This window comes from Ralstonia sp. 22111 (assembly GCF_052045895.1).
Classification (GTDB): domain Bacteria; phylum Pseudomonadota; class Gammaproteobacteria; order Burkholderiales; family Burkholderiaceae; genus Ralstonia; species Ralstonia wenshanensis.
In genome coordinates this window covers 111,877-135,389 of sequence record NZ_JBQEPR010000001.1, presented here as the reverse complement: position 1 = coordinate 135,389, position 23,513 = coordinate 111,877, and the positions used below count along the sequence as shown (strand labels likewise).

Genomic DNA, 23,513 nt, shown 5'->3' with positions numbered 1-23,513 from the left:
CGCCCCTGATGTGCTGGTTTGTGCGCCCCCGCACGTGGCAATTTGGCGCGTTACACTGGGTCATCTTCCGTTGAGGAGTGGGTGATGAGCAGACAGGTCCGGCGCAGAAGTCCGCGCATGCTGCAGGCGGTGTTGGTGGTGGCGATGGGTGCGGCGATGTCGTTTGCATCCGCTGCAACGTCGCCTGCCGACACACAGGGCGATGCCGCCGCCCTCACCCAGATCGCCATCGCGCACTACGAAAAGAACGATTTCGGCCACGCCTTCGACGAGTTTGCCGAGGCCGCGCAGCGCGGCAACCGGCTCGCGCAGTTCAACTACGCGATGATGCTGATGCGCGGCGAAGGCACCGTCGCCCGCCCGGAAGAGGCGGTCAAATGGCTGCGCCGCGCCGCCGACAACCAGATGACCCACGCGCAGTTTGCCTACGGCGAATTGTTTGAGCGCGGCGAGCTGGTACCGCGCTCCCTGGAAGAAGCCAACAAGTGGTACGAGCGCGCCGCCGCCGGCGGGCATGTCGAGGCGCAGCGTGCGCTGGCCACCAACTACTTCACGGGGCGCGGTGTGCCGCGTGACTACGGGCGCGCCTTCAGCTGGTACAAGAAGGCAGCCGAGGGTGGCGACGGACCCTCGCAATACATTGTCGGCAGCTATTACGAGCGCGGCGAGCCCGGCGTGGTCGCGCAGGATATCGAGCAGGCCAAGAAGTGGTACGGCAGGGCGGCCGCCCAAGGCGATGTGGGGGCGCTCGGCAAGCTGCGCGAGCTGGTGGAGAAGACCTATCGTGCCAAGCACGGCGACCCGCCCACAACGGCACGTCAGTCCATGTAGCACACGCAAGCAAAAACCGCCGGGCATGGCAGCATGCACCGGCGGTTTTGCTTTGGAGCAGGTTCAATCATTCATCAACAGCACCGGCCGACGCGTCCGGCGTAGCGCGCATCCTGGCGTTCGCGGAAGAAGTCTTCGTACGACATGACGGTTTGGCCCGGATGGGTCTCCTGCATGTGGCGCACGTAGGTATCGTAGTCCGGCACGCCGACCATCAGGCGCAGCGTCTGGCCCAGGTAGCGGCCGAAGTTTTCGAGTTCTTCGCGCATGCCTGTGCTCATGCGCCCAGCGCTTCGTACGGCGTTTCGTTGGTGGTCGGACGGCTCGCGGCGCGCGCCTTGAGCACCGTGCGCAGGCCATACCAGGCGATGCTCACGACCACGAGAATGAACAGGCCGCACAGGAACGCGTCGATGCGGTCGTTCAGCACCACTTGCTGCATCTGCGCCATCGACTTGGCCGGCGCCAGCAGCTTGCCTTCGGCAATCGCGCCGGCGTACTTGCTGGCATGTGCCAGGAAGCCGATCTTCGGGTCCGGATCGAACAGCTTTTGCCAGCCGGCGGTGAGCGTGCAGATCAGCAGCCAGGCGGTCGGCAGCAGCGTCACCCACACGTAGCGGTCGCGCTTCATCTTGACCAGCACGCAGGTGCCCAGCGTCAGCGCAATCGCAGCGAGCATCTGGTTGGAGATGCCGAACAGCGGCCACAGTGTATTGATGCCGCCCAGCGGATCGATCACGCCCTGGTATAGGAAGTAGCCCCACAGTGCGACGGTCGCGGCCGTGGCAATGAGGTTGGCGATGAGCGAATCCGTGCGCTTGAGCGCCGGCACGAAGGTGCCCAGCAGATCCTGCAGCATGAATCGCCCGGCGCGCGTGCCTGCATCCACGGCGGTGAGGATGAACAGCGCCTCGAACAGAATCGCAAAGTGGTACCAGAAGGCCATCATGGCCTGGCCGCCCACCACTTGGTGCAGGATGTGCGCCATGCCCACGGCCAGCGTTGGCGCGCCGCCTGCACGGGCAAGGATGGTGTTCTCGCCGACGTCCTTGGCGGTCTGGATCAGCACATCAGGCGTGATGACAAAGCCCCAGGTGGACAGCGTGTGTGCCACCGTATCCGGCGTCGCGCCCACCAGCGCTGCCGGGCTGTTCATCGCGAAGTAGACTCCCGGGTCGATGACCGAAGCGGCCACCAGCGCCATGATGGCGACGAACGATTCCATCAGCATCGCACCGTAGCCGATGAAGCGCGCCTGGGTTTCGTTCTCCAGCAACTTGGGCGTGGTGCCCGACGAGATGAGCGAGTGGAAGCCCGACACCGCGCCGCACGCAATGGTAATGAACAGGAACGGGAACATGTTGCCCGACCACACCGGACCACCGCCGCCTGCAAACTGCGTGAGCGAAGGCATCTGCATCTGCGGCGCAACGATCAGGATGCCGATGGCCAGTGCCATGATCGTGCCGATTTTCAGGAACGTCGACAGGTAATCACGCGGGGCAAGCAGCAGCCACACCGGCAACACCGAGGCGACAAAACCGTAGCCGATCAGCATCCACGTAAGGGCCTTGCCGTCGAATGTGAACAGCGGCGCCAGCGCGGCGTTTTCGTGCACGGCCTGACCGCCGATGATGGCCAGCATCAGCAGCACGAAACCGATGATGGAGATCTCGCCGATGCGGCCCGGGCGGATGTAGCGCACGTACACGCCCATGAAGAGCGCGATGGGAATCGTCGCGGCTACGGTGAAGGTGCCCCAGGGCGAGCCAACCAGCGCTTTCACCACAATCAGTGCCAGCACGGCCAGGATGATGATCATGATGAGGAACGCGCCAAACAGCGCGATCACGCCGGGCACCGTGCCCATCTCGCTCTTCACGAGGTCGCCCAGAGAGCGGCCGTCGCGGCGCGTGGAGATGAACAACACGATGAAATCCTGGACCGCGCCGGCAAACACCACGCCGGCCAGGATCCACAGCATGCCGGGCAGATAGCCCATCTGCGCGGCCAGCACGGGGCCCACCAGCGGCCCTGCTCCGGCAATGGCCGCGAAGTGGTGGCCGAACAGCACGTGCTTGTTGGTGGGAACGTAGTCGAGCCCGTCGTTGTAACGCCAGGCGGGCGTTTTACGGGTGCCGTCCAGGCCGAGCACCTTGTCGGCGATGAAGCGGCTGTAGTAGCGATACGCAATCAGGTAGATGCATACGGCGGCCACCACCACCCATAGCGCGCTGACAGCCTCGCCGCGCGCAAGCGCAACGGTGGCAAAGGCAGACGCGCCAAGAATGGCGACGACCAGCCAGATCAGGTGTTGCCTGACGAAGCTCATGTCGGTCTCCTCGAACCTTGGTCGAAGTAATGTGCTGAACGCGGGATGTGGGTTCATCCCTGCGGTGAGTCCTGCCCCGTGACAGGGGCGTGTAGTATTTGCCAGCCGCACCCCGCGCCACAAGCGGAGGACTACGCAGCACACGTCCGTAGTTCTACGCAGACCCCACACCTGACCGAGACCGCGCCGCCACCTTGCGATGCCGCAATGCTCGCCGCGTTTTGCCATGAAGCTCCGCCAGAAGATCCTGCTCCTCGCCGTTGCACCGCTGACCATCGCCATGCTGGCGATCATGCTGACCGTGCGGCATCAGTCGATTGCGCTGGCGCGGCACGAGCGGCAGTTGGTGGAGTCGGCGTACCTGCAGGCCAAGGAGACCGAGCTGCGGTCTTACGTCAAGCTTGCGCAGAGTGCCATCGCGCCGTTGCTTGCGTCCGGCCACAGTGGCGATCCGGCCGGGGACGAAGCCACCCGCGACGAAGCCATGCGCACCCTCGCCCGTCTCGACTTCGGCACCGACGGCTATTTCTTCCTCTATGACCTGCGTGGACGCAACCTGATGCACCCGCGCCAGCCCGAACTGGTCGGGCGCGATCTGTGGGACCTGACGGACTCGGGCGGCCAGCCGACCATCCAGAAACTGGTGGCTGCCGCGCAGGCGGGCGGCGGTTTCGTGCGCTACATGTGGGACAAGCCATCCACGCACCAGAGCGTGCCCAAACTCGGTTATGTCGAGCCAATCCCACAGTGGGGCTGGATGGTCGGCACCGGTCTGTACCTGGACGACATCGAGCAGACCCTGCGTGAGATTGATCAGCGTGCGCAGGCCAACATCGACCAGACGCTGGCGTGGGTCGTTGGCATTGCCGCGATCAGCATCCTGCTGGTAGCCGGCAGCGGTTTGGCGCTGAACGTGAGCGATCACCGCCAGGCCGATGCCAAGCTGCGCCAGCTCGCGCAGCAGGTTGTGAAGTCTCAGGAGGACGAACGTGCGCGCGTCTCGCGCGAGTTGCACGACGGCATCAGCCAGGTGCTGGTGTCGACCAAGCTGCTGCTCGAAACCGCGCATGGGCATCTCGAAGCGTCACCTGCATCGCCGCCGTCGATCGAACGGGCGGACAGCATGTTGCGCCGCGCGCTTGATCGGTTGAACGGCGCGCTGGGCGAGGTGCGGCGCGTGTCGCACAACCTGCGTCCCGCCCTGCTGGATGATCTCGGCTTGGCGGCTGCGCTAGAGCTGCTCGTGCGTGAAACACGCGAAGCGCACGAAGACAGCCAGCCGGGGTTTGCGATTGCGCTCGAAGTGGTCGGCCCGCCCGTGCAGCTACCGGACGCATGCAACACCGCGCTGTTCCGCATCGCGCAGGAGGCTGTCTCGAACATCGAGCGCCATGCCACGCAAGCCACGCGCATCGGTGTGCTGCTTGAAAACGATCTCGATGCCGTGCGCTTGTCCATTCGCGACAACGGCCCCGGCTTTGATGTGGAATCCGTGCAGGTGGATCCGCAACACGGCATCGGCTTGCGCAACATGCGCGAACGCATGGCGGCGCTGGGCGGCACCTGTACCGTCGCCTCGGGCCCGCACGGCACCGAGGTGTGCGCTGTGCTCCCGCATATCGTCATCGCTCAACTGGTTTCTGCTCCCTCTTCTCCTCTCGTATGAACATGCGTACTCCTGCGCCCGTCAAACTGCTTCTCGTCGACGATCACCCGCTCGTGCGCGATGGTGTGCGCATGCGGCTGGAAGCCGTGCCGCATTTCGAAGTGGTGGGTGAAGCCGGTGACGCCGATGCCGCCCTGCAGGCTGCGCGCACCTTGGCCCCCGATCTGGCGCTGATGGACATCGGCATGCGCGGTATGAACGGCATCGCGCTCACCGAGAAGTTTGCCGAGGAATTTCCCGAGATTGCCGTGCTCGTGCTATCGATGCACGACAACCTGGAGTACGTGCGGCAGGTGATTCGCGCCGGCGCGCGTGGCTACGTGCTCAAGGACGCGCCCGCCAGCGAACTGGTCGAGGCCATCGACGCGGTGCTGGCCGGCCGGCCGTTCTACAGCGCGCAGTTGGCAATGCGCATGGCCGAGCAGGCTGTCATGCCCACGCCGGTCGAGGCGCTCACGCCGCGTGAGCGCGACATTCTTGACGGCATCGCCAAGGGCTACGCCAACAAGCGCATCGCCGACGAGCTGGGCCTGTCCGTGCGCACGGTGGAATCGCACCGCCTGAACCTGAAGCGCAAACTCGGCATCGAGGGACAGGCGGAACTGGTGAAGTTTGCGGTGGAGCTGGGAAAGGGGCGTTAGGCGCCCTTTGTGTCCTCCATGTAATCGCGCACCATCGCCTCGAACGAGGTGTCGCGGCCAAAGCCCATCTCATCCGCGCGGGCGGTATTGAAGCGCGCCGGCCAGCCTTGCACGATGGCCTTGATGCGTGCGTCCGGCTCCCAACGGATGCGCGATACCGGCGCATCGCCCGCCACCTTGCGCAACGCCTCCACCATCTCCCCCACGCGTACCGTAATGCCCGGCAGGTTCAGTGATCGGCGATTGCCCCATGCCGACGCCGGCAGCGTGTACGCGTGCAGCAGCGAGGCCACCACCTGGCGCGGCGACGCCAGCCACAGTTCGGTCTCGGCTTCAACCGGGCAGATGGCTTCCTCGCCCGACAACGGCTCGCGGATGATGCCGCTGGCAAAGCTCGATGCCGCGCCGTTTGGCTTGCCAGGGCGCACCGACACCGTCGGAATGCGCACCGCGCGGCCGTCGATGTAGCCCTTGCGCGAATACTCTCCGACGAGGAATTCGCCCATCAACTTCTGCACGCCGTACGAAGCCTGCGGCGTGGCCGCTGTGTCGTCGGTAACGATGGCTGGCAACTGGCCGCCGAACACTGCCACCGAGCTTGCGAACAGCACGCGCGGCGCACGGCCAGTCTTGGCGTGCTGCGCGCGTAGCGCATCAAGCAATGCGCGCGTGCCGTCCAGGTTCACGCGCATGCCCAGGTCGAAGTCAGCCTCGGCGGTGCCGCTCACTACGGCGGCCAGGTGGAACACGCCGCCCACCTCGTTGTTGTCACCCCCGTCGATCACCTGGGCGATGAGGGCTGGGTCGGAAGCGTCGCCCGTCACGTAGCGCACGCGCGCATCGGCAATCTGGCCGGCCACCTGGTCCAGCACGATGAAGGTCTCAACGGGTTGTACCGAGCCGTCCGCGCCGGGCAGGCCGGGTTGCTCGAGCAGTGCCGCCAGCACGCGCTGGCCCAGGAAGCCGGCGCCGCCGGTGATGACGATGTTCATGGTGTCTCCTTGTTGCCCGACGTAACCCGCCGGGCGTTTTGATCGATGCCTAGGGTAAACAGGGATGAAGCTCTGCGACTCAACTTGTATGATGACACGACGAATTTACGCTTGCCAAGACATCCCTACCCCATGTTTGAACGACTCGACGCCGCGCCTTCCTTGTCCGACCGCGTGGCCCAGACCCTGATGGACAAGATCGACGCGGGCGAACTGCGCCGCGGTGAACGCATGCCGTCCGAAACCGTGCTCGGGCAGGAATTCGGTGTGAGCCGTACCGTGATTCGCGAGGCCATCTCGCGCTTGCGGCACGAAGGCGTGGTCGAAGCGCGCCAAGGCAGCGGGGTGTACGTCACGCAGCAGGCTGGCCTCAAGCCGTTGCGTATCGACGCGGCGCAGGCCGGCTCGATCGACGCCGTACTGCACATCATCGAACTGCGCCGCGCGCTGGAGGCCGAAGGCGCTGCGCTGGCCGCCCAGCGCCGCACGGACGCCGAGATGATCGAGATCGACGCCGCACTCGACAGCATCGACGCGGCGGTGGCGGCCGGCGGTGACGGCGTGACCGAAGACCTGCGTTTTCACCACGCCATCGCTGCCGCCAGCGGAAACCCGTTCCTCGTGCAGGCACTCGGCTTTTTCAGCCAATACCTGGAAGAAGCGATTGGCGTGACGCGCAGCAACGAAGCGCGCCGTGAAGACTTTGCCCGCCAGGTACGCGACGAACACCGTGCGATGGTCGAAGCCATCCGCCACCGCGACGCCCTGGCTGCACGCAATGCCGCACAGACGCACATGTTCAATGCCGCACGTCGCCTGGCCGAGGGCCGCGACACGGTCCAAGACTGATTTCAGGAGCGATTCATGACGCAAACGGCGGCTGACCGTAAGGTTGGCGTGATCGGACTCGGCGCCATGGGCCTGGGCATTGCCAAGACCCTGCGCAATCACGGCTACACCGTGCATGCGTGCGATGCGCGCCCGGGTGCCGCTGCGGATTTCGCCAAGGAAGGCGGCGTTGCGTGTGCAACGCCTGCCGAGGTGGCGGCGGGTGTGGACGTGGTGGTCTCGGTGGTGGTCAACGCCGCGCAGACCGAAGCCGTGCTGTTCGGCGAGGGCGGAGCTGCGGCCGCCATGCGACCGGGCAGCACGTTCGTCATGTGTTCCACGGTCGACCCGAACTGGTCGATTGCGCTGGAGGCGCGCCTCGCGCAGCAGGGCATTCTGTATGTGGATGGCCCCATCTCCGGCGGTGCGGCCAAGGCCGCGTCGGGCCAGATGACCATGATGACCTCAGCCACGCCCGAGGCGTATGCGGCAGCGGGCCATGTGCTAGACGCCATGGCCGGCAAGGTCTATCGCCTGGGCGACAAGGCCGGCGCGGGCAGCAAGGTCAAGATCATCAATCAATTGCTTGCTGGCGTGCACATCGCCGCCGCGGCCGAAGCCATGGCCCTGGGCCTGCGCGAAGGCGTGGCAGCGGATGCGCTCTACGAAGTCATCACCCATAGCGCGGGCAACAGCTGGATGTTCGAAAACCGCATGGCGCACGTGCTGGCCGGCGACTACACGCCGCTGTCCGCCGTCGACATCTTCGTCAAAGACCTGGGACTCGTGCTCGATACCGCGCGCGCCACCAAGTTCCCGCTGCCGCTGGCGGCCACCGCTCATCAGATGTTCATGCAGGCATCCACGGCCGGCTATGCGAGGGAAGACGACTCCGCCGTGATCAAGATCTTCCCCGGGATCACGCTGCCGGAGGGCCAGCCGAAATGAGCGCAGCGCCCACGTCCCGCCCCGTCCTTGGTTGCATCGCCGATGATTTCACCGGTGCGACCGACCTCGCCAACATGCTCGTTCGTGCCGGCATGCGCACCGTACAGACCATCGGCGTGCCACAGGCAGGCGGCGAGGCCATCGCTGCGGATGCCGATGCCATCGTCGTCGCGCTCAAGTCGCGCACGATTGCCGCGGCCGATGCCGTGGCGCAGTCGTTGAATGCCCTGCACTGGCTGCGCGCGCAAGGCTGCTCGCGCTTCTTCTTCAAATACTGCTCGACCTTCGATTCCACCGACGCGGGCAACATCGGCCCGGTTGCCGAGGCCTTGATGGCCGAACTGGGCACCGATTTCACATTGGCCTGCCCCGCGTTTCCGGAGAACGGCCGGACAATCTTCCGTGGCCATCTGTTCGTGGGCGACGTGCTGCTCAACGCGTCGGGCATGGAGCACCATCCGCTGACGCCGATGCGCGATCCGAACCTGGTTTCGGTGCTGGCGCGCCAGAGCGCTGGCAAGGTCGGCCTGCTGCGTTACGACACCATCATGCGCGGTGCCCAGGCCGCCCGCGATCAGGCCCAGCAACTGCGCGCCGACGGCGTGAAGCTGGCAATTGCCGATGCCATTTCCAACGATGACCTGATCGTGCTGGGCGAGGCGTTTGCCGACCTGGCGCTGCTGACGGGCGGCTCGGGCTTGGCGCTGGGCTTGCCGGCGCAATATCGGCGCGCAGGGCTGATCACCGCGCACGGCAATGCGGCGCAGTTACCCGCGGTGCCTGATTCGGCGATCGTGCTATCGGGCAGCTGCTCGCGTGCGACGAACGCGCAGGTGGCGCACTGGCGTGCATCGCGTCCCGCGTTCCAGATTGATCCGCTGGCGCTGGCCGAAGGCAAACCGGTGGTGGTCGAGGCGCTCGATTTCGTGCACCGCCATGCCGGTCAGACCGTGCTGGTGTACGCCACCAGTGCGCCGGAGCAAGTGGCCCACGTACAGAAGACGCTGGGCGTGGAGCGCGCCGGCAAACTCGTTGAAGATGCACTGGGCCGCATCGCCCGCTCGCTGCATGCTGACGGCGTACGCCGCTTCGTGGTGGCCGGCGGTGAGACCTCGGGCGCGGTGGTGCAGGCGCTCGACGTGCGCGCGCTTCGCATTGGCCAGCAGATTGATCCGGGCGTGCCCTGGACGGCCACCATCGACAACGATCCGGTTGCGCTGGCACTGAAGTCCGGCAATTTCGGGACGGTGGATTTCTTCGAGAAGGCGCTAGCGCAACTGGCGCAGGCCACAGCGGAGGCTGCGGTATGAGTGCGTCCACCGAAACAGCCCTGCGTGAAGAGATCGCCCGCGTCGGGCAGAGCTTGTATGCGCGCGGTTACACCGTCGGCACGGCAGGCAATATCAGCGCACGCCTGCCTGACGGCTGGCTCATCACCCCCACCGATGCCTGCCTCGGCACGCTGGACCCGGCGCGTATCGCGAAGGTGCTGGCGACGGGCGAGTGGGTCGGCGGCGACAAACCGTCGAAAACGCTTGCCCTGCATCGCGGTATCTACGACCGCAATGCCGATGCGCATGCCGTGGTGCATACGCATTCGACGCATCTCGTGGCGCTCACGCTGGCCGGCGTGTGGCATGAAGCCGATGTGCTGCCGCCCATCACGCCGTACTACGTGATGAAGGTCGGCCACGTGCCGCTCATCACGTATCAGCGGCCGGGCCATCCGGATGTGGCTACGCAGATCGCATCACTGGCCAACGATGTGCGTGCTGTGCTGCTCGATCGGCTGGGGCCCGTGGTGTGGCACGGCTCGGTGTCGAATGCAGCTTACGCGCTGGAAGAACTGGAAGAAACCGCACGGCTTTGGTTGATGACCGAACCCAAACCTGCACCGCTGTCCGACGCGCAGATCGACGAACTGCGCCAGACGTTCGGGGCCCGTTGGTAGAGCAACCGGCAGCAGACCGGTAGCGCCCGCCGCACAGCCCATATAACACCTACACCGGAGACCACATGAACACCTCGACCGCCACTACGGCGGCGTTGCCTTCGCACGCCGTTTCAAAAGAGGACAGCGTTTATGCGCGCGTGTCGCGCCGCATCGTCCCGCTCATCATGCTGTGCTACGTGGTTGCGTATCTCGACCGCGTGAACGTTGGGTTTGCGAAGCTGCAGATGTCGCAGGCGTTGAATTTTTCCGAAACGGTGTACGGGCTGGGTGCCGGCATCTTCTTCATCGGTTACTTCCTCTTCGAGGTGCCGAGCAACCTGCTGATGAACAAGATTGGCGCGCGCATCTGGATCGCGCGGATCATGATCACGTGGGGTTTGATTTCGGGCGCTTTCGCGTTCGTGCAGACGCCCACGCAGTTCTACGTGATGCGGTTCCTGCTGGGGTTGGCCGAAGCGGGCTTCTACCCCGGCGTCATCCTGTACCTGACGTACTGGTATCCATCGCATCGCCGCGCGCGGATTGTGGCGATGTTCATGGCGGCCATCCCGATCTCGGGCATCTTCGGCAACCCGCTGTCGGGCTGGATCATGAGCGCGTTCCATGGGACAGGGGTAGGCGGCGGGTGGCAGGGCTGGCAGTGGATGTTCGTCATTGAGGCCATTCCTGCCATGCTGGTGGGCCTGCTGGTGCTGTGGAAGTTCGATGACAGCATCCGCAAGGCCAAGTGGCTGTCGGAAGACGAGAAGCAGATTCTCGAAGCCAACATTGCCGCAGACAACAAAGGCAAGACCGAGCACCACGGCATCGGCAAGGTGTTCTCCGACCCGCGCGTGTGGATGATGAGCCTGATCTACTTCGCCTTCGTCATGGGCCAGTACGGACTGACGTTCTGGATGCCGACGCTGGTGAAGAGCGCCGGTGTGACCGACACGTTCATGGTGGGCGTGCTCTCTGCGATTCCGTACGTGTGTGCGGCGATCACCATGGTGCTGATCGGCCGCAGTGCCGATGCACGACGCGAGCGTCGCTGGCACCTGGTTGTGCCGGCGCTGATGGGCGCAGTCGGTTTTGCCGTGGTGGCGACGGCTGGGCACAACGTGGCCCTGTCGATTGTCTTCCTGTCATTGGCTGCCGCAGGTGTGCTGACGTGCGCGCCGCTGTTCTGGTCGCTGCCGACTGCGTTCCTGCAAGGCACCGCTGCAGCTGCGGGCATTGCCGCCATCAACTCGGTCGGCAACTTGGCCGGCTTCGTGAGCCCCTATATGATCGGTGCGCTCAAGGACATGACGGGCAGCACATCCGCCGGCATGTATGCGCTGGCAGGCGTGCTGGTGCTCGGCTGCATTACCGTGTTGCGCACGCCGCCACAGCTCGTCAACAAATAAGCAATCGTCTTCAGAGGTCTGTCATGCCGCGCTTTGCCGCCAACCTGTCCATGATGTACCAGGAGCACGCGTTCCTCGACCGCTTTGCCGCCGCGGCAAAGGATGGCTTCGAGGGCGTGGAGTTTCTGTTCCCCTACGACTTCGACAAGGCGGATATCCGTGCTCGCCTTGACGACGCCGGCCTCACGCAAGCGCTGTTCAATGCCCCGCCGGGCGACTGGGCCGGCGGCGAGCGTGGCATTGCCTCATTGCCCGGGCGCGAAGCGGAATTCAAGCGCGGCATTGCGACCGCGCTGGAGTATGCGCAGGTGTTGGGCAACACGCGCCTGCACGTGATTGCCGGTCTTCTGCCCGCAGGTGCGGACCGCGCACGCCATCACGCCACCTACGTTAGCAACGTCGCCTACGCTGCGCGCGAGGCTGCCGGTGCGGGCATCACCATCGTGCTGGAACCGATCAACACGCGCGACATGCCGGGCTTCTTCCTCACGCACCAGGCGCAGGCGCATGCGGTGTGCAAGGAAGTCGGCGCGCCCAACCTGAAGGTGCAGTTCGACCTGTACCACGCGCAGATCATGGAAGGCGACCTGTCAGTCAAGCTCAAGCAGTACATCGATGGTGTGGGCCACGTGCAGATTGCCGGCGTGCCCGATCGCCACGAGCCGGACGAAGGTGAGCTGAACTATCCGCACCTCTTCGCCTTGCTCGATACGCTCGGCTATGACGGCTGGGTCGGCTGTGAATACCGGCCGCGTGCGGGTACGAGCGAAGGGCTCGGCTGGCTCCAACGCTGGCGGGAGGGCCGGCGCTGACGCAGCAGCACAAGAAGGAACTGCGCCAATCTGTCGAGGCTACGGCGCGCATGACCGGGCGCTGACGCAAAAGAAAACCGCCGCTGCGCGATGCGCAAGCGGCGGTCTGCTGTGGCGGACAGGCGCGTTAGGCGCCCAACTGAGCCGGGCCGAGCGAGCGCGTCGTGGGGACGCGGCCGTATGCCGGCAGGTCTGCCTTGCGGGTTGCGGCTTCCAGTTGCATGCCGATCGCATCGGCAGCATACGCAGCCGTTGCGCCGCTGGCGCCGACCACGAGCCGATAACCGCCACCGCGCACGGTCTGGATCAGGCCATCGCAGGGCGTGCCGGCCAGCGCCACGCGCAGCTTGCGCACGTGTACATCCACCGTGCGCTCACCCACGAAGACATGGTTGCCCCAAACGCGGTCCAGCAGTTGCGTGCGCGAATGCACGCGTTGCGGATGCGCGACGAGAAAGTGCAGCAGGCGGAATTCCAGCGGGCTGAGCGGAATGGCGCGCGGGCCGGTTTCGGTTTGCGCAGTCACGCCCAGCGTGAGCGGATCGAGGCGCAGGCCGTTGACCTGCAGGATGTCGTCGCCATGCTGATGCGGCGCACGACGGCGCAGTACGGCGCGGATGCGGGCATGCAGCTCGCCCGTGTCGCACGGCTTGACGACGTAGTCGTCGGCACCGGCGTCGAGCGCGGCAATCTTGGCGCGCGCATCGCCATGACGGGACAGCACGATGACCGGCAGGCCGCGCGTCTGCATGTTGGCGCGCAACGCCAGCAGCATGTCGATCGACTCGCGCTCGGGCCATGTCCACTCCATCAGGAGCAACTCAGGCATGGCGGCCAGGATGGCTGCCTGCGCCTGGCCCGGATGGCTGACCCGTTGAACATCGTGTCCGCCATCACGCAGGGAAAACGACAGACGCTCCCCCTCTGCCTGGTCTTGTTCGACCAGCAAGATCTGAATACCCACTTTGTGATACCTCCCGTCTAACCAGCCGACACACTCCGGCGAGCAGCCCTGCGGCTGCGCTCTGCTGTCTGCGGTGCGCGTTGTTATGAGTGCCATGCGGGCAATTGCGCGTGTGCTCGCATGTCATTTCTTGCGGGCGCTGTTGTCCGGCCGTCGGCCGTGCGCGGATCGTCATGCTGCTATTCCCGTCGACGATCGCCAGCGGAGCCTCCTGGGTGGTGTCCAGGGTGGTCCTGAGAAAGATCTGCAAGCCCCTCGGTGCCTGCCGCAGCCTGCCGAACCATGCAATCGTTTGCATAGTCTGCGGCGTTGTCTGCGCACAATCCGAGCCGGCGCCCCCCCGAGCGCCGGGGAAGTAGGGATCCCCCACCTCCGTTGGCATAAGGCTTGTTCGCCCTTTCCCGTTTCCTCTAGTCATGAACCCCCCCTCTGGCTCAGAGAGAAAGGATTCCGTTTTGCCGGATTATAAGAATCCCGTAGGGATTCGTCACGCAGGAATTTTAAAATTTGGAAATTCATTCAATCCGACACGTATTGGGGTGCCGTGGTTGACATGCATTCTTCATAAAGCTATGTCAGGCAACGTTCTTGGCCGATACCATGCGTGCAATGATTCAGGCTCGGCATAAATGCATGGCGATTATGCTCGCGCCGCCATAATGGCCGCCTTCATGTGTGCGTCGGTATTTTTTACAAAGCAATTCGATTTTCTAAAAATCAATTGATCTGTTTTGTTGGCAGGGGTAATTCGCGCGATTTAAAACTTTAGGATTACTGCTCATTGTTTGGGCAACCTTCCGCGGGCGGACGAAAAAAAGCCCGCGCGAGGCGGGCTTTCTGTCCTGATGCCGAGGCGGCGGCGGGCGTCAGCCCTGCAGGCGTTCTTCCAGACGGGTCTTGGCGTCGGGCAGCGCTTGCGGCAGGCCGTGTGCCAGTTTTGTGAACAGCTCGTCGTGCAGAGCCAGTTCCTGCTTCCAGGCGTCCGCGTCCAGCGAGATCACCTTGGCGAACTGCTCGGCCGTGAAGTCCAGGCCATCCCAGCTCAGTTCTTCGTAGCGCGGCGACACGCCGAAGACGTGCTCATCGCCCTGCGCCCGGCCTTCGATGCGATCGACCATCCACTTCAGCACGCGCATGTTTTCGCCAAAGCCCGGCCAGACGAACTTGCCGTTCTCGTCCTTGCGGAACCAGTTCACGCAGAAGATCTTCGGCAGCGTGGCGCCGCTTTCGGCCAGCTTCTCGCCGACCTTGAGCCAGTGCGCAAAGTAGTCGGCCATGTTGTAGCCGCAGAACGGCAGCATGGCGAACGGGTCGCGGCGCACCACACCTTGCTGGCCGGCAGCGGCGGCGGTGGTTTCCGAGCCCATCGTGGCGGCCATGTAAACGCCTTCGGTCCAGTCCCGCGCTTCGGTCACGAGCGGCACGGTGGTCGAGCGGCGGCCGCCGAAGATAAACGCATCAATGGCTACGCCCGCGGGGCTGTCCCATTCCGGATCGATCGAGGGGCATTGTGCTGCCGGCGCCGTGAAACGCGCGTTCGGATGCGCTGCCTTGCGGCCGGTTTCCTTGGCGGTCTCGGGTGTCCAGTCCTGGCCTTGCCAGTCGATCAGGTGGGCGGGCGGCGTGTCCGTCATGCCTTCCCACCACACATCGCCGTCGTCGGTGAGCGCCACGTTGGTGAAGATGACGTTCTCTTTGAGCGTCGCCATCGCGTTGAAGTTGGTCTTCTCGCTCGTGCCCGGGGCCACGCCAAAGTAGCCGGCTTCCGGGTTGATGGCGTATAGGCGCGTTTTGCCGTTGGCGTCCTTGCGGGGCTTGATCCAGGCAATGTCGTCGCCGATGGTCGTCACCTTCCAGCCGTTCAGGCCTGCGGGCGGAATCAGCATCGCAAAGTTGGTCTTGCCGCAGGCCGACGGGAAAGCCGCCGCCACGTGATACGTCTTGCCTTCCGGCGACGTCACGCCCAGGATCAGCATGTGCTCGGCCAGCCAGCCCTGGTCGCGGCCCATGGTGGAGGCGATCCGCAGGGCGAAGCATTTCTTGCCCAGCAGCGCGTTGCCGCCGTAGCCGGAGCCGAACGACCAGATTTCGCGCGTTTCCGGGAAATGCACGATGTACTTGGTCGGGTTGCACGGCCACGGCACGTCTTTCTCGCCGGCGGCGAGCGGCTTGCCGACGGTGTGCACGCACGGCACGAATTCGCCGTCGGTGCCAAGCACGTCGTACACCGCGCGACCCATGCGGGTCATGATGCGCATGTTCACGGCCACATACGGGCTGTCCGACAGCTCCACGCCGATGTGGGCGATCGGCGAGCCGAGCGGGCCCATCGAGAACGGCACCACGTAGAGCGTGCGGCCGCGCATGCTGCCGTCAAACAGGCCGTTCAGCGTCTGGCGCATCTCGGCCGGGGCCGTCCAGTTGTTGGTGGGGCCGGCGTCTTCCTTTTTCTGCGAGCAGATAAAGGTGCGATCTTCCACGCGCGCCACGTCCGACGGGTCGGACAGTGCCAGGTACGAGTTCTTGCGCTTGGCCGGATTGAGCTGCTTCATCGTGCCGGCGGCCACCATTTCGGCGCACAGGCGGTCGTATTCCTCTTGCGAACCATCGCACCAGACGATGCGCTCCGGCTTGGTGAGCGCTGCCACCTCGCCAACCCACGCGATCAGGCGCGGGTGTTTCACGTACTCGGGCACGTTCAATGCAGGCACGCCCTGCATCACGGGTTGATTCATGACCAAAACTCCAATGGAAGTGAGAAAGAAATCGGTGGCGGATCAGCACGGCGGCCGCACCCAGCGGCGGGTTGGAAAGCGATCGACGGCGCATCAGAAGCGAGCCGGATCAGCGATTTCCAGAGGGAGAGGTGAGGCAGGCGGAGGGACGGTAGCCGTGCTGATTTCACATTCAGTTACAAAGCGGTGCGCTGGCGGAATGTGGGTTTTTCCGAGCAGCGGGGGCCGCGTGCGCTAAAGTGGCGGGACCGAGGTCAACAGACCCTAGAACAAGGACTCGTCACCAGCGTGGCTGCGCAAATTGCGTGCCCGCGGCGGGCAATTCCGAACGTCGACACGGATTGTCGTGCGACGAGGGATGGGAAGAATACCACCGCGAGGGATCGCTGTTTTTTGCTGCGCACCATTGTTCGAAGTGAGATGTCGATGAAGATTGCCGTACTGGACGACTACCAAGACGCTGTTCGCAAGCTGGATTGCTTCAGCCTGATGCAGGACCACGAAGTCAAAGTGTTCAACAACACCGTCAAGGGTGTGGGTCAATTGGCCGCACGCGTGGCGGACGTTGAAGCCATCGTGCTGATCCGGGAGCGCACGCGTGTTACGCGTCAGTTGCTCGACCGCCTGCCCAAACTCAAGATCATCAGCCAGACTGGCCGGGTGTCGCGCGATTCGGGCAGCCATATCGACCTGGATGCCTGTACCGACAAGGGCGTTGTGGTGCTGGAGGGCAAGGGCTCGCCGGTGGCGCCGGCTGAACTGACCTGGGCGCTGGTGATGGCCGCGCAGCGTCGCATTCCGCAATACGTGGCGAGCCTCAAGCACGGCGCGTGGCAGCAGTCGGGGCTGAAATCCACGACGATGCCGCCCAACTTTGGCATCGGCCGTGTCCTGAAGGGCCAGACGCTGGGCATCTTCGGCTACGGCAAGATCGGCCAGCTCGTGGCCGGCTACGGCCGCGCCTTCGGCATGAATGTGCTGGTGTGGGGCCGCGAGGGTTCGCAGGAACGCGCGCGAGCCGACGGCTTTGCTGTGGCGGAATCAAAGGACGCGCTGTTCGAGCAGTCCGATGTGCTGTCCGTCCATCTGCGGCTGAACGACGAAACGCGCGGCATCGTGTCGGTGGCTGATCTCACGCGCATGAAGCCGACCGCCCTTTTCGTCAACACGAGCCGCGCCGAGCTGGTGGAAGAAAACGGCCTGGTGACGTCGCTCAATCGTGGGCGTCCGGGCATGGCTGCCATCGACGTGTTTGAAACGGAACCCATCCTGCAGGGCCACACCCTGCTGCGCATGGAGAACTGCATCTGTACGCCGCACATCGGCTACGTCGAACGCGAAAGCTACGAGATGTACTTCGGCTTTGCGTTCCAGAACATCCTCGATGTGCTCCAGGGCAACGTCGACAGCGTGGTCAACCCGACGGCGCTGGCGCCCGCGCTGATCCGCGCATAACGCCAGTCGTCCTGCCCGTCGTTTCCGTCAATCAAGCCGCGGCGCGCAACTGCGGCTGGTTGGCGCCCGCGCCACCGAAGCGGAAGCTGTCCATCGCCAACGATCCGTACGTCACCGTATCGACCACGTGCTGAGCCTGGACGCCGCCCGGCGTGGCTTGGCTCGGCTGGCCCATCGCGGCGCCCAGTGCCACGTACAGCGGCATGAGGTGTTCGTCGGTGGGGTGGGCGTGGGCGGCGTTCGGGGCTTGCGCGCGGTAATCGCAGAACCGGGTGAAATCGCCGCTGCGGATGCCATCCGTCATCGTCTCGATCATCCATTCGCGAAAGGCCGTCACCCAAGGCTCAACCGGCACGCCATGCTGCGCCATGCCCGGGCCGCGCATCAGCGCGCGCAGGTTGTGCGTGAAGCTGCCGGAGCCGACGATCAGCACGCCCTCGTCGCGCAGCGGCGCGAGCGTGCGTCCCATCGCCATCTGGCAAGCGGGCGACAGGCCCGGCATCAACGAGACCTGCACCACGGGGATCTTCGCCTCCGGAAACATCAGCATCAGCGGCACCCAGGCCCCGTGGTCCAGCGGCTGGCGCGGGTCCAGCACGGTGGAGGCCTGTTCCTCCAGCCCGGGGACGATGTTGCCGTCGATCAGCGTGCGGATGCGTTCAGCCAGGTCAGGCGCCCCCGGCGGGGCGTATTCCAGGGCGTACAGTTGCGGCGGGAAACCGCCGAAGTCGTGCCAGGCTTCCTGCTGAGCGCGGGCGGTCACAGCCGGCCGGCGCGTCATCCAGTGCGGCGAAACCACAACGATGGCGCGCGGGTTGAGGGCGGTCATTTCTTGCCCGAGCGCCGCCAGCATCTTGCCGACAGGACCCGGATCAGCCGCCAGCATGGGCGACCCATGGGACAGATAAAGCACGGGGAGCATGTCAAATTTCCTGAAGAATATAGTTCCCATTCTGCGCCGACCCGGCACCAGTAACGTGCACGGTTTTGCAGACCGGGGTCAGGAAAATTGAACAAGTGCGCTTACATGCTCAGCAGTTCCTCTGCCACGGTAGGGTGCAGGCCGACGGTCGACTGCAGATGCTTGAGCCGGACGCCCACGCGCACGGCCACCGCCAGTGCCTGGATGATCTCCGGCGCAGCGTTGTCGACGATGTGCGCGCCCAGCACGCGTCCGCTGCGGGCATTGCATACCAGCTTGATCAACGATTCCATGCCCGAGCCCGCAAAACGCTGCTCCAGCGAGACGAAGCGGCGGACCACCACGTCGATACGGTCTGCCAAGGCGCGTTTGTCGGTGTCCGGCCCGCGCTTGCCCAGTTCGGGCCAACGCGTGCGGGCGTCGGCTTCGGTCAGGCCCACGCTTGCGATGGCCGGATCGCAAAACACGGCCATCGGCACGGTGTCCATGTCGGGCAGCTTGGTGCCTTTGCCGAATAGGCGTTCGGCCACGTAGCGGCCCTGCGCGGCGGCCACGGGTGTCAATTGCAGGCGGCTGGCGCCGCAGATGTCGCCCACGGCATGCACGCCGCGTGCGCGCGTGCGGAAATGGCGGTCGACCGCAATGCGTCCGTGCGCATCGAGCGTGACGCCGGCCGCGTCCAGGCCAAGGCCCGCGACGTTCGGCGTGCGGCCGATGGCGCTTAACACACGCTGGGCGCGTAGCGCGCGGGGAGCGTCGCTGCCTTCGATGCTCGCGTAGACGGTCACGCCGCCGCCATTCACGGCATCGCGTTCGACGCGGACAACATCGGCGTTCAGGATCAGCTCGACGCCGCAGCCGGCCAGCGACTGCGCGGCGGCCTCGGCCACCGTGGCATCAAATTCAGGCAGCAAGCGCGCATCGCGCGTCAGCACGGTGACCCGCACGCCAAAGCGCGCCAGCGTGGACGCCATTTCCACCGCGATGACGCCACCGCCCGCGATGATGAGCGACGCGGGCAGCGTCTCCCAGCCGAACACGTCGTCGGAAGTGCAAGCCAGTTCCGCGCCGGGTACGGGAAGCGGCGTGGGGCGGGCGCCGGCAGCCAGCACGATCTGGCGCGCGCGCAGCGTGGTCTTGCCGGACTCGGTTTGCAACCGGACGATGCCACGGCCACGCAGCGAGGCAGTGCCGCTCAACCACTGCACGCCGGCATCGGCCAGGTGGGCGAAATGCGCTTCGTGCAGCCGCGCGACTTCGGCACGCGTCCGCGCGATGGCGTCGGCCCAGGCGTCGGCGGCGTGCGCGGCGCGCAAACACCGCGCCATTGTCTGCGACCAGGCAGCGCCGTAGCCGAGCAGTTTCTTCTGCACGCAACCACGGTTGACACAGGTGCCGCCGATTTGCGCACGGTCGATCAGCAGCGTCCGTGCCCCCAGTTGCGCAGATCGGCGCACAGCCGCGAGCCCGGCTGAACCGGCGCCGATCACGATCAGGTCAAACGCATGTGCAGGGTTTGCGGGCATAAGTGTCCGTCGAAGAGGCATCGGCCGGACGACCTGAGCGGCACGCCGGCGGGCGCGCCCATGTGGAGCAAGCGGCGCGCCCGCCGCCTGTCTTTGTCTTGGAGGAGGTGGTTACGCAGCCACCGCCGTGGCGAACCCGCGTGGAAGTTCGCGCAGGAAGGTTTCGCCGTCATGACGGCCGAGTGCATAGGCGTCGCGCATGGCGCCAGGGCGGGTGTAATCCCAGCTCGAAATGGGAACCTTGCGCGAAGGTTGCACATAAAACCGGCGCAGCACGCCGCCAGCCACCGGCACATCCATGCGGAAATACGTCGGGCGCGGGTACAGGCGCGTGACGAGCACCAGCGCATCGCCCGGCGTAGCATCCAGCGCGTGCACGGGCACGTTGTCGACCATGCCGCCGTCGAGTACCGGCCGCCCCGCGCGCCGAAGCACCGGCGTGAAAGGCGGGGTGGACGCCGATTGCAGGAGAAGATCGGCCAAGTCCTCGGGGGTGGCACAATCCTGCGCGCGCACGATTTCCGGCGTGAAGCCGAGGCGCCTGCCCAGCGTCGGGTGCAGCGTCTTGCGAACGTGCTTTTCGATGTTGTAGGCAATCAGCCCTGCCGCCACGGCGGAGCGAGCGCCCAGCCAGCGCGGGATGTGGGCCACGCCGATGCGGATCTCCGGCGCCTGTGCCAGCCGCGCGAAGCGACCCTCGCCGAACACCGTCAGCAGCGCCGTCCTGTACATACCGTAGTGCGGAAACACACGCTCGCCGCGCAGCAGGTTGCCCCAGTGGGCGTTGCGGGTGTTTTGGCGCAGGGCCTCGCCGTAGTAATCCATCAGATCGGCCGAATTCCATGCATGCAGCATGCACGCCGTCGATGCGCCGGCCGAGATGCCGGCAATCACGCGCGGGGCCAAGCCCAGTTCGGGCTGCACGACATCCCACCAGCCGGCCTGCCACCAGCACCGGTTGCCGCCGCCGGCAAAGACCATCTGATCGAACACGGGCATGTTCATGCCGAGGCCCCGGTGTGGGCGGCAGCGGCGGCCGCAGGCTCCAGCCGCAGCGACGGCGCGTATTTGAGGGTGTCGATGCACGCATCCAGCAGGCGCTCGCGCTTGGTGGCGAGGCTGGAGGCGTCCGGGTAGAACAGGTAATCGCCCATGATGCCGTTGAAAGTGGCATGGAAATGCGCCACGGCCAGCGGGATGTCGAGGTCGGCCGGCAGTTGCCCGCGCCGCGTTGCCTGCTCGATGATGCTCGTCAGGTGGGTCATGCCTTCCTCAAACGATTCCTGCTGGCGCTTGAGGATGGGGCTCGTGTCTTCCACGAACTCGCACTTGTTGAACATGATCTCGAAGACCTTGCGCCAGTGCGCATCTTCCACGAGTTGCCGCAGCAGGAAGTTGCCCACCGTGCGCAGTTCGCCCAACGGATCATCGGCTTCCACCCCGAGCGGGGTGCACATGGTCTCCATGGGCAGCTTCACGCGCTCACACATGGCGGCGAACACGTCGGTCTTGTTGCGGAAGTGCCAGTAGATGGCGCCGCGCGTCACGCCCGCGGCTTGGGCGATATCCGATAGTGATGTGCGTGCCACGCCGCGCGCATAGAACACGTCTTCCGCCGCATCCAGGATGCGGTTGCGGGTTTCCAGTGCTTCTTCCTTCGTTCGTCTGACCATGATCTTCCAGAGGAACGCCGTGCCATCTCGGCGGGCGTTCTTTCGATTGGCTTTTGTGCAATGCACAATTCCTGGCAACGCACCATTGCGCTTCGCACAACGCGGCTTGGGGTCCGTTGGCTGACAATGCTTGTCGCAGCGCGGTATCCGCTGCCTGTTCGCTTGATCGCCGTCATTGCTACGAACTCCGGAAACGTGTCAACGGAGTCCCTATTCCCAACGGCGTGACTTACATACATACGCGAACGTATCTATAATAGCGCGCACTCCGTCGCTTGCCCATGGCCGTATGCGCCACATCCATCCCGGGCACGTGCGCTGGGGCCGGCTTCGTGTCTGTCGGCAGCCAGGGCGGAGATCGACTGCCGATCGCTCCCGCGTCTTAGCATTCTGGTCCAAGTTGTTGCGAGTTCGTCGCAAAAGCCATATCGCATGCCGCCAGATGCAGCTAGCATCGGACGTTTTCGTTTTGTGTTTTTTGGTTTCGCTGACGGTTTGCCGGCGTCGCACTCGTTTGCGCGGCGTTGCGGCACCCGGCATTCCGCTTATCGCCACATGGGGTCATCTATGACGAACACCCGCCGTTATCACCAACTCGCTGCCGCCGCATTCATGGTGGTGGCACTTGCAGCCTGCGGCAACAAGCAGGCACAAGGGCCGGGCGGCGCCGGCATGCCTCCGACCGAAGTCGGCGTTGTGACCGTGCAGCCGCACTCCGTTGGTCTGACCAGCGAGTTGCCGGGCCGCCTGGAGGCCACGCGTGTGGCGCAGGTGCGAGCACGGGTCGCGGGCATCGTACTCAAGCGCACCTACGCCGAAGGCAGTGACGTGAAGGCCGGCCAACAGTTGTTCCAGATCGATCCGGCGCAGTACAAGGCGTCGCTCGACAGCGCCAAGGCACAGCTTGCGCGTTCAGAAGCCACGCAAACGCAGGCGCAACTGAAGGCTGAGCGCTACAAACCGCTGGTTGCCACCAACGCCATCAGCAAGCAGGACTACGACGACGCCACCGCCGCCGCCAAGCAAGCCACCGCTGACGTGGCCGCCGCCCGCGCCGCCGTGGAAACCGCCAAGCTGAACGTCGGCTACGCCAGCGTGACTTCGCCCATCTCCGGCCGTGCCGGGCTGGCGCAGGTTACCGAAGGCGCGCTCGTGGGCCAGGGTGAGGCGACGCTGCTGACGACCGTGCAGCAGATCGACCCGATCTATCTGACGTTCACCCAGTCGAGCACCGAAGTGCTGCGCCTGCAGCAGGCGCTCAAGGACGGCAAGCTGGCCAAGGCCGGTGGTGACGCAGCCAAGGTCACGCTCGTGACGGATGACGGCCGTGCCTACGCCCAACCGGGCAAGCTGTACTTCTCCGACCTGACGGTGGACCCGGCCACGGGCACGATCACGCTGCGCGCGATTGTTCCGAACGCCGACCGCACGCTGCTGCCGGGCATGTACGTGCGCGCCCGCCTGGAGCAGGCCGTGGACGAGCAGGCGATCACGGTGCCGCAACAAGCCGTGACGCGCAGCCCGGACGGCGCCTCCGTCATGGTTGTCGACGAGAAGGGCATGGCAGCGGTGCGCCAGGTCCAGGCCGACCGCTCGACCGGTACGGAATGGATCGTCTCCAGCGGCCTGAAGGCGGGCGACAAGGTGATCGTCGACGGTCTGCAGAAGGTCCATCCGGGCGCACCGGTCAAGGCCGTGCCGTGGCAGCCGATGCAGGCGGGCCAGGGCAAGGGGCCGCAAGGTCAGGGTGGCCAGGGTAGCGGCGCCGCACCCGCACCGGCAGCCAGCGCCCCTGCTGCAAGCACTCCCGCTGCCAGCGCACCGGCAGCCAAGCAGTAAACAAGGA

20 protein-coding genes are annotated in these 23,513 nt (G+C 65.2%); 11 read left to right on the top strand and 9 right to left on the bottom strand.

Annotation, left to right across the window (positions count from 1 at the left end; translation table 11 throughout):
* The first annotated feature begins 84 nt into the window (after nt 1-84).
* Nucleotides 85-831 (top strand): tetratricopeptide repeat protein, encoded by a 747-nt coding sequence (locus ACTJK4_RS00615; protein ID WP_232041591.1) that lies wholly within the window; start codon nt 85-87, stop codon nt 829-831.
* 74 nt (nt 832-905) lie between these two features.
* On the opposite strand, the gene ACTJK4_RS00610 is transcribed toward ACTJK4_RS00615, so the two are convergent.
* The gene (locus ACTJK4_RS00610) at nt 906-1,100 is read right to left on the bottom strand and encodes a YbdD/YjiX family protein (protein ID WP_232041592.1); all 195 of its coding nucleotides are present in this window, start codon (nt 1,098-1,100) and stop codon (nt 906-908) included.
* An 8-nt stretch (nt 1,101-1,108) separates the two neighbouring features.
* Nucleotides 1,109-3,163, bottom strand: a complete 2,055-nt coding sequence (locus tag ACTJK4_RS00605) for a carbon starvation CstA family protein (RefSeq protein ID WP_440815288.1) — start codon at nt 3,161-3,163, stop codon at nt 1,109-1,111.
* 226 nt (nt 3,164-3,389) lie between these two features.
* Between ACTJK4_RS00605 and ACTJK4_RS00600 the strand changes: the two genes are divergently transcribed.
* Both ACTJK4_RS00600 and ACTJK4_RS00595 read left to right on the top strand, forming a co-directional pair.
* The gene (locus ACTJK4_RS00600) at nt 3,390-4,829 is read left to right on the top strand and encodes a cache domain-containing protein (RefSeq protein WP_260803740.1); all 1,440 of its coding nucleotides are present in this window, start codon (nt 3,390-3,392) and stop codon (nt 4,827-4,829) included.
* Nucleotides 4,826-5,470, top strand: coding sequence for a response regulator (locus tag ACTJK4_RS00595; protein ID WP_232041595.1), 645 nt, complete (start codon nt 4,826-4,828; stop codon nt 5,468-5,470). Before ACTJK4_RS00600 ends, ACTJK4_RS00595 begins: the two co-directional genes overlap by 4 nt.
* Here the strand turns inward: ACTJK4_RS00595 and denD are convergent.
* Nucleotides 5,467-6,462 (bottom strand): D-erythronate dehydrogenase, encoded by a 996-nt coding sequence (gene denD, locus ACTJK4_RS00590; RefSeq protein ID WP_440815284.1) that lies wholly within the window; start codon nt 6,460-6,462, stop codon nt 5,467-5,469. The two genes, ACTJK4_RS00595 and denD, sit on opposite strands and share 4 nt — an antisense overlap.
* Before the next feature lie 132 nt (nt 6,463-6,594).
* Between denD and ACTJK4_RS00585 the strand changes: the two genes are divergently transcribed.
* The 6 genes from ACTJK4_RS00585 (at nt 6,595) to otnI (ending at nt 12,392) form a co-directional block, all read left to right on the top strand.
* Nucleotides 6,595-7,311 (top strand): FadR/GntR family transcriptional regulator, encoded by a 717-nt coding sequence (locus ACTJK4_RS00585; RefSeq protein WP_260803743.1) that lies wholly within the window; start codon nt 6,595-6,597, stop codon nt 7,309-7,311.
* 15 nt (nt 7,312-7,326) lie between these two features.
* Nucleotides 7,327-8,238, top strand: coding sequence for an L-threonate dehydrogenase (gene ltnD, locus ACTJK4_RS00580; RefSeq protein ID WP_260803744.1), 912 nt, complete (start codon nt 7,327-7,329; stop codon nt 8,236-8,238).
* Nucleotides 8,235-9,548, top strand: a complete 1,314-nt coding sequence (gene otnK / locus ACTJK4_RS00575) for a 3-oxo-tetronate kinase (RefSeq protein WP_232041599.1) — start codon at nt 8,235-8,237, stop codon at nt 9,546-9,548. The genes ltnD and otnK overlap by 4 nt, the downstream gene beginning before the upstream one ends.
* Nucleotides 9,545-10,189, top strand: coding sequence for a 3-oxo-tetronate 4-phosphate decarboxylase (otnC, locus tag ACTJK4_RS00570; protein ID WP_322017075.1), 645 nt, complete (start codon nt 9,545-9,547; stop codon nt 10,187-10,189). Before otnK ends, otnC begins: the two co-directional genes overlap by 4 nt.
* 65 nt (nt 10,190-10,254) lie before the next feature.
* Nucleotides 10,255-11,580 carry an MFS transporter gene (locus ACTJK4_RS00565; protein ID WP_440815281.1) on the top strand — a complete coding sequence of 442 codons (1,326 nt, stop codon included), beginning with the start codon at nt 10,255-10,257 and terminating at the stop codon, nt 11,578-11,580.
* Nucleotides 11,581-11,603: 23 nt separating this feature from the next.
* The gene (gene otnI / locus ACTJK4_RS00560) at nt 11,604-12,392 is read left to right on the top strand and encodes a 2-oxo-tetronate isomerase (protein ID WP_440815278.1); all 789 of its coding nucleotides are present in this window, start codon (nt 11,604-11,606) and stop codon (nt 12,390-12,392) included.
* Between the two features lie 127 nt (nt 12,393-12,519).
* Here the strand turns inward: otnI and ACTJK4_RS00555 are convergent, their stop codons facing one another.
* Both ACTJK4_RS00555 and ACTJK4_RS00550 read right to left on the bottom strand, forming a co-directional pair.
* The gene (locus ACTJK4_RS00555; RefSeq protein WP_440815275.1) at nt 12,520-13,356 is read right to left on the bottom strand and encodes a winged helix-turn-helix domain-containing protein; all 837 of its coding nucleotides are present in this window, start codon (nt 13,354-13,356) and stop codon (nt 12,520-12,522) included.
* An 866-nt stretch (nt 13,357-14,222) separates the two neighbouring features.
* Entirely contained in the window at nt 14,223-16,091 is a 1,869-nt protein-coding gene (locus ACTJK4_RS00550) for a phosphoenolpyruvate carboxykinase (GTP) (protein WP_440815273.1), read from the bottom strand.
* Between the two features lie 426 nt (nt 16,092-16,517).
* On the opposite strand from ACTJK4_RS00550, the gene ACTJK4_RS00545 reads away from it, so the two are divergent.
* The gene (locus tag ACTJK4_RS00545) at nt 16,518-17,546 is read left to right on the top strand and encodes a D-2-hydroxyacid dehydrogenase family protein (RefSeq protein WP_232041605.1); all 1,029 of its coding nucleotides are present in this window, start codon (nt 16,518-16,520) and stop codon (nt 17,544-17,546) included.
* A gap of 31 nt (nt 17,547-17,577) precedes the next feature.
* On the opposite strand, the gene ACTJK4_RS00540 is transcribed toward ACTJK4_RS00545, so the two are convergent.
* The 4 genes from ACTJK4_RS00540 to ACTJK4_RS00525 all read right to left on the bottom strand — a co-directional run bounded on the left by ACTJK4_RS00540 (nt 17,578) and on the right by ACTJK4_RS00525 (nt 21,667).
* Complete coding sequence (locus ACTJK4_RS00540; RefSeq protein WP_440815270.1) at nt 17,578-18,468, bottom strand: DODA-type extradiol aromatic ring-opening family dioxygenase; 891 nt, start codon at nt 18,466-18,468, stop codon at nt 17,578-17,580.
* A 101-nt stretch (nt 18,469-18,569) separates the two neighbouring features.
* Nucleotides 18,570-19,994 (bottom strand): dihydrolipoyl dehydrogenase family protein, encoded by a 1,425-nt coding sequence (locus ACTJK4_RS00535; protein ID WP_440815268.1) that lies wholly within the window; start codon nt 19,992-19,994, stop codon nt 18,570-18,572.
* 111 nt (nt 19,995-20,105) lie between these two features.
* Nucleotides 20,106-20,999: a patatin-like phospholipase family protein gene (locus ACTJK4_RS00530; RefSeq protein WP_440815265.1), complete on the bottom strand. Its 894-nt coding sequence runs from the start codon at nt 20,997-20,999 to the stop codon at nt 20,106-20,108.
* Entirely contained in the window at nt 20,996-21,667 is a 672-nt protein-coding gene (locus ACTJK4_RS00525) for a TetR family transcriptional regulator (protein ID WP_232041609.1), read from the bottom strand. The genes ACTJK4_RS00530 and ACTJK4_RS00525 overlap by 4 nt, the downstream gene beginning before the upstream one ends.
* Before the next feature lie 567 nt (nt 21,668-22,234).
* On the opposite strand from ACTJK4_RS00525, the gene ACTJK4_RS00520 reads away from it, so the two are divergent.
* A complete protein-coding gene (locus ACTJK4_RS00520; protein WP_260803753.1) occupies nt 22,235-23,506 on the top strand; it encodes an efflux RND transporter periplasmic adaptor subunit in 1,272 nt (423 codons plus the stop codon).
* Nucleotides 23,507-23,513 lie beyond the last annotated feature (7 nt).

Excerpts from the sequence above, each read along its gene's own strand:
- ACTJK4_RS00615 (WP_232041591.1), top strand. The coding sequence starts at position 85 with ATGAGCAGACAGGTCCGGCGCAGAAGTCCGCGCATGCTGCAGGCGGTG.
- ACTJK4_RS00610 (WP_232041592.1), bottom strand. The coding sequence starts at position 1,100 with ATGCGCGAAGAACTCGAAAACTTCGGCCGCTACCTGGGCCAGACGCTG.
- ACTJK4_RS00605 (WP_440815288.1), bottom strand. The coding sequence starts at position 3,163 with ATGAGCTTCGTCAGGCAACACCTGATCTGGCTGGTCGTCGCCATTCTT.
- ACTJK4_RS00600 (WP_260803740.1), top strand. The coding sequence starts at position 3,390 with ATGAAGCTCCGCCAGAAGATCCTGCTCCTCGCCGTTGCACCGCTGACC.
- ACTJK4_RS00595 (WP_232041595.1), top strand. The coding sequence starts at position 4,826 with ATGAACATGCGTACTCCTGCGCCCGTCAAACTGCTTCTCGTCGACGAT.
- denD (WP_440815284.1), bottom strand. The coding sequence starts at position 6,462 with ATGAACATCGTCATCACCGGCGGCGCCGGCTTCCTGGGCCAGCGCGTG.
- ACTJK4_RS00585 (WP_260803743.1), top strand. The coding sequence starts at position 6,595 with ATGTTTGAACGACTCGACGCCGCGCCTTCCTTGTCCGACCGCGTGGCC.
- ltnD (WP_260803744.1), top strand. The coding sequence starts at position 7,327 with ATGACGCAAACGGCGGCTGACCGTAAGGTTGGCGTGATCGGACTCGGC.
- otnK (WP_232041599.1), top strand. The coding sequence starts at position 8,235 with ATGAGCGCAGCGCCCACGTCCCGCCCCGTCCTTGGTTGCATCGCCGAT.
- otnC (WP_322017075.1), top strand. The coding sequence starts at position 9,545 with ATGAGTGCGTCCACCGAAACAGCCCTGCGTGAAGAGATCGCCCGCGTC.
- ACTJK4_RS00565 (WP_440815281.1), top strand. The coding sequence starts at position 10,255 with ATGAACACCTCGACCGCCACTACGGCGGCGTTGCCTTCGCACGCCGTT.
- otnI (WP_440815278.1), top strand. The coding sequence starts at position 11,604 with ATGCCGCGCTTTGCCGCCAACCTGTCCATGATGTACCAGGAGCACGCG.
- ACTJK4_RS00550 (WP_440815273.1), bottom strand. The coding sequence starts at position 16,091 with ATGAATCAACCCGTGATGCAGGGCGTGCCTGCATTGAACGTGCCCGAG.
- ACTJK4_RS00545 (WP_232041605.1), top strand. The coding sequence starts at position 16,518 with ATGAAGATTGCCGTACTGGACGACTACCAAGACGCTGTTCGCAAGCTG.
- ACTJK4_RS00540 (WP_440815270.1), bottom strand. The coding sequence starts at position 18,468 with ATGCTCCCCGTGCTTTATCTGTCCCATGGGTCGCCCATGCTGGCGGCT.
- ACTJK4_RS00535 (WP_440815268.1), bottom strand. The coding sequence starts at position 19,994 with ATGCCCGCAAACCCTGCACATGCGTTTGACCTGATCGTGATCGGCGCC.
- ACTJK4_RS00530 (WP_440815265.1), bottom strand. The coding sequence starts at position 20,999 with ATGAACATGCCCGTGTTCGATCAGATGGTCTTTGCCGGCGGCGGCAAC.
- ACTJK4_RS00525 (WP_232041609.1), bottom strand. The coding sequence starts at position 21,667 with ATGGTCAGACGAACGAAGGAAGAAGCACTGGAAACCCGCAACCGCATC.
- ACTJK4_RS00520 (WP_260803753.1), top strand. The coding sequence starts at position 22,235 with ATGACGAACACCCGCCGTTATCACCAACTCGCTGCCGCCGCATTCATG.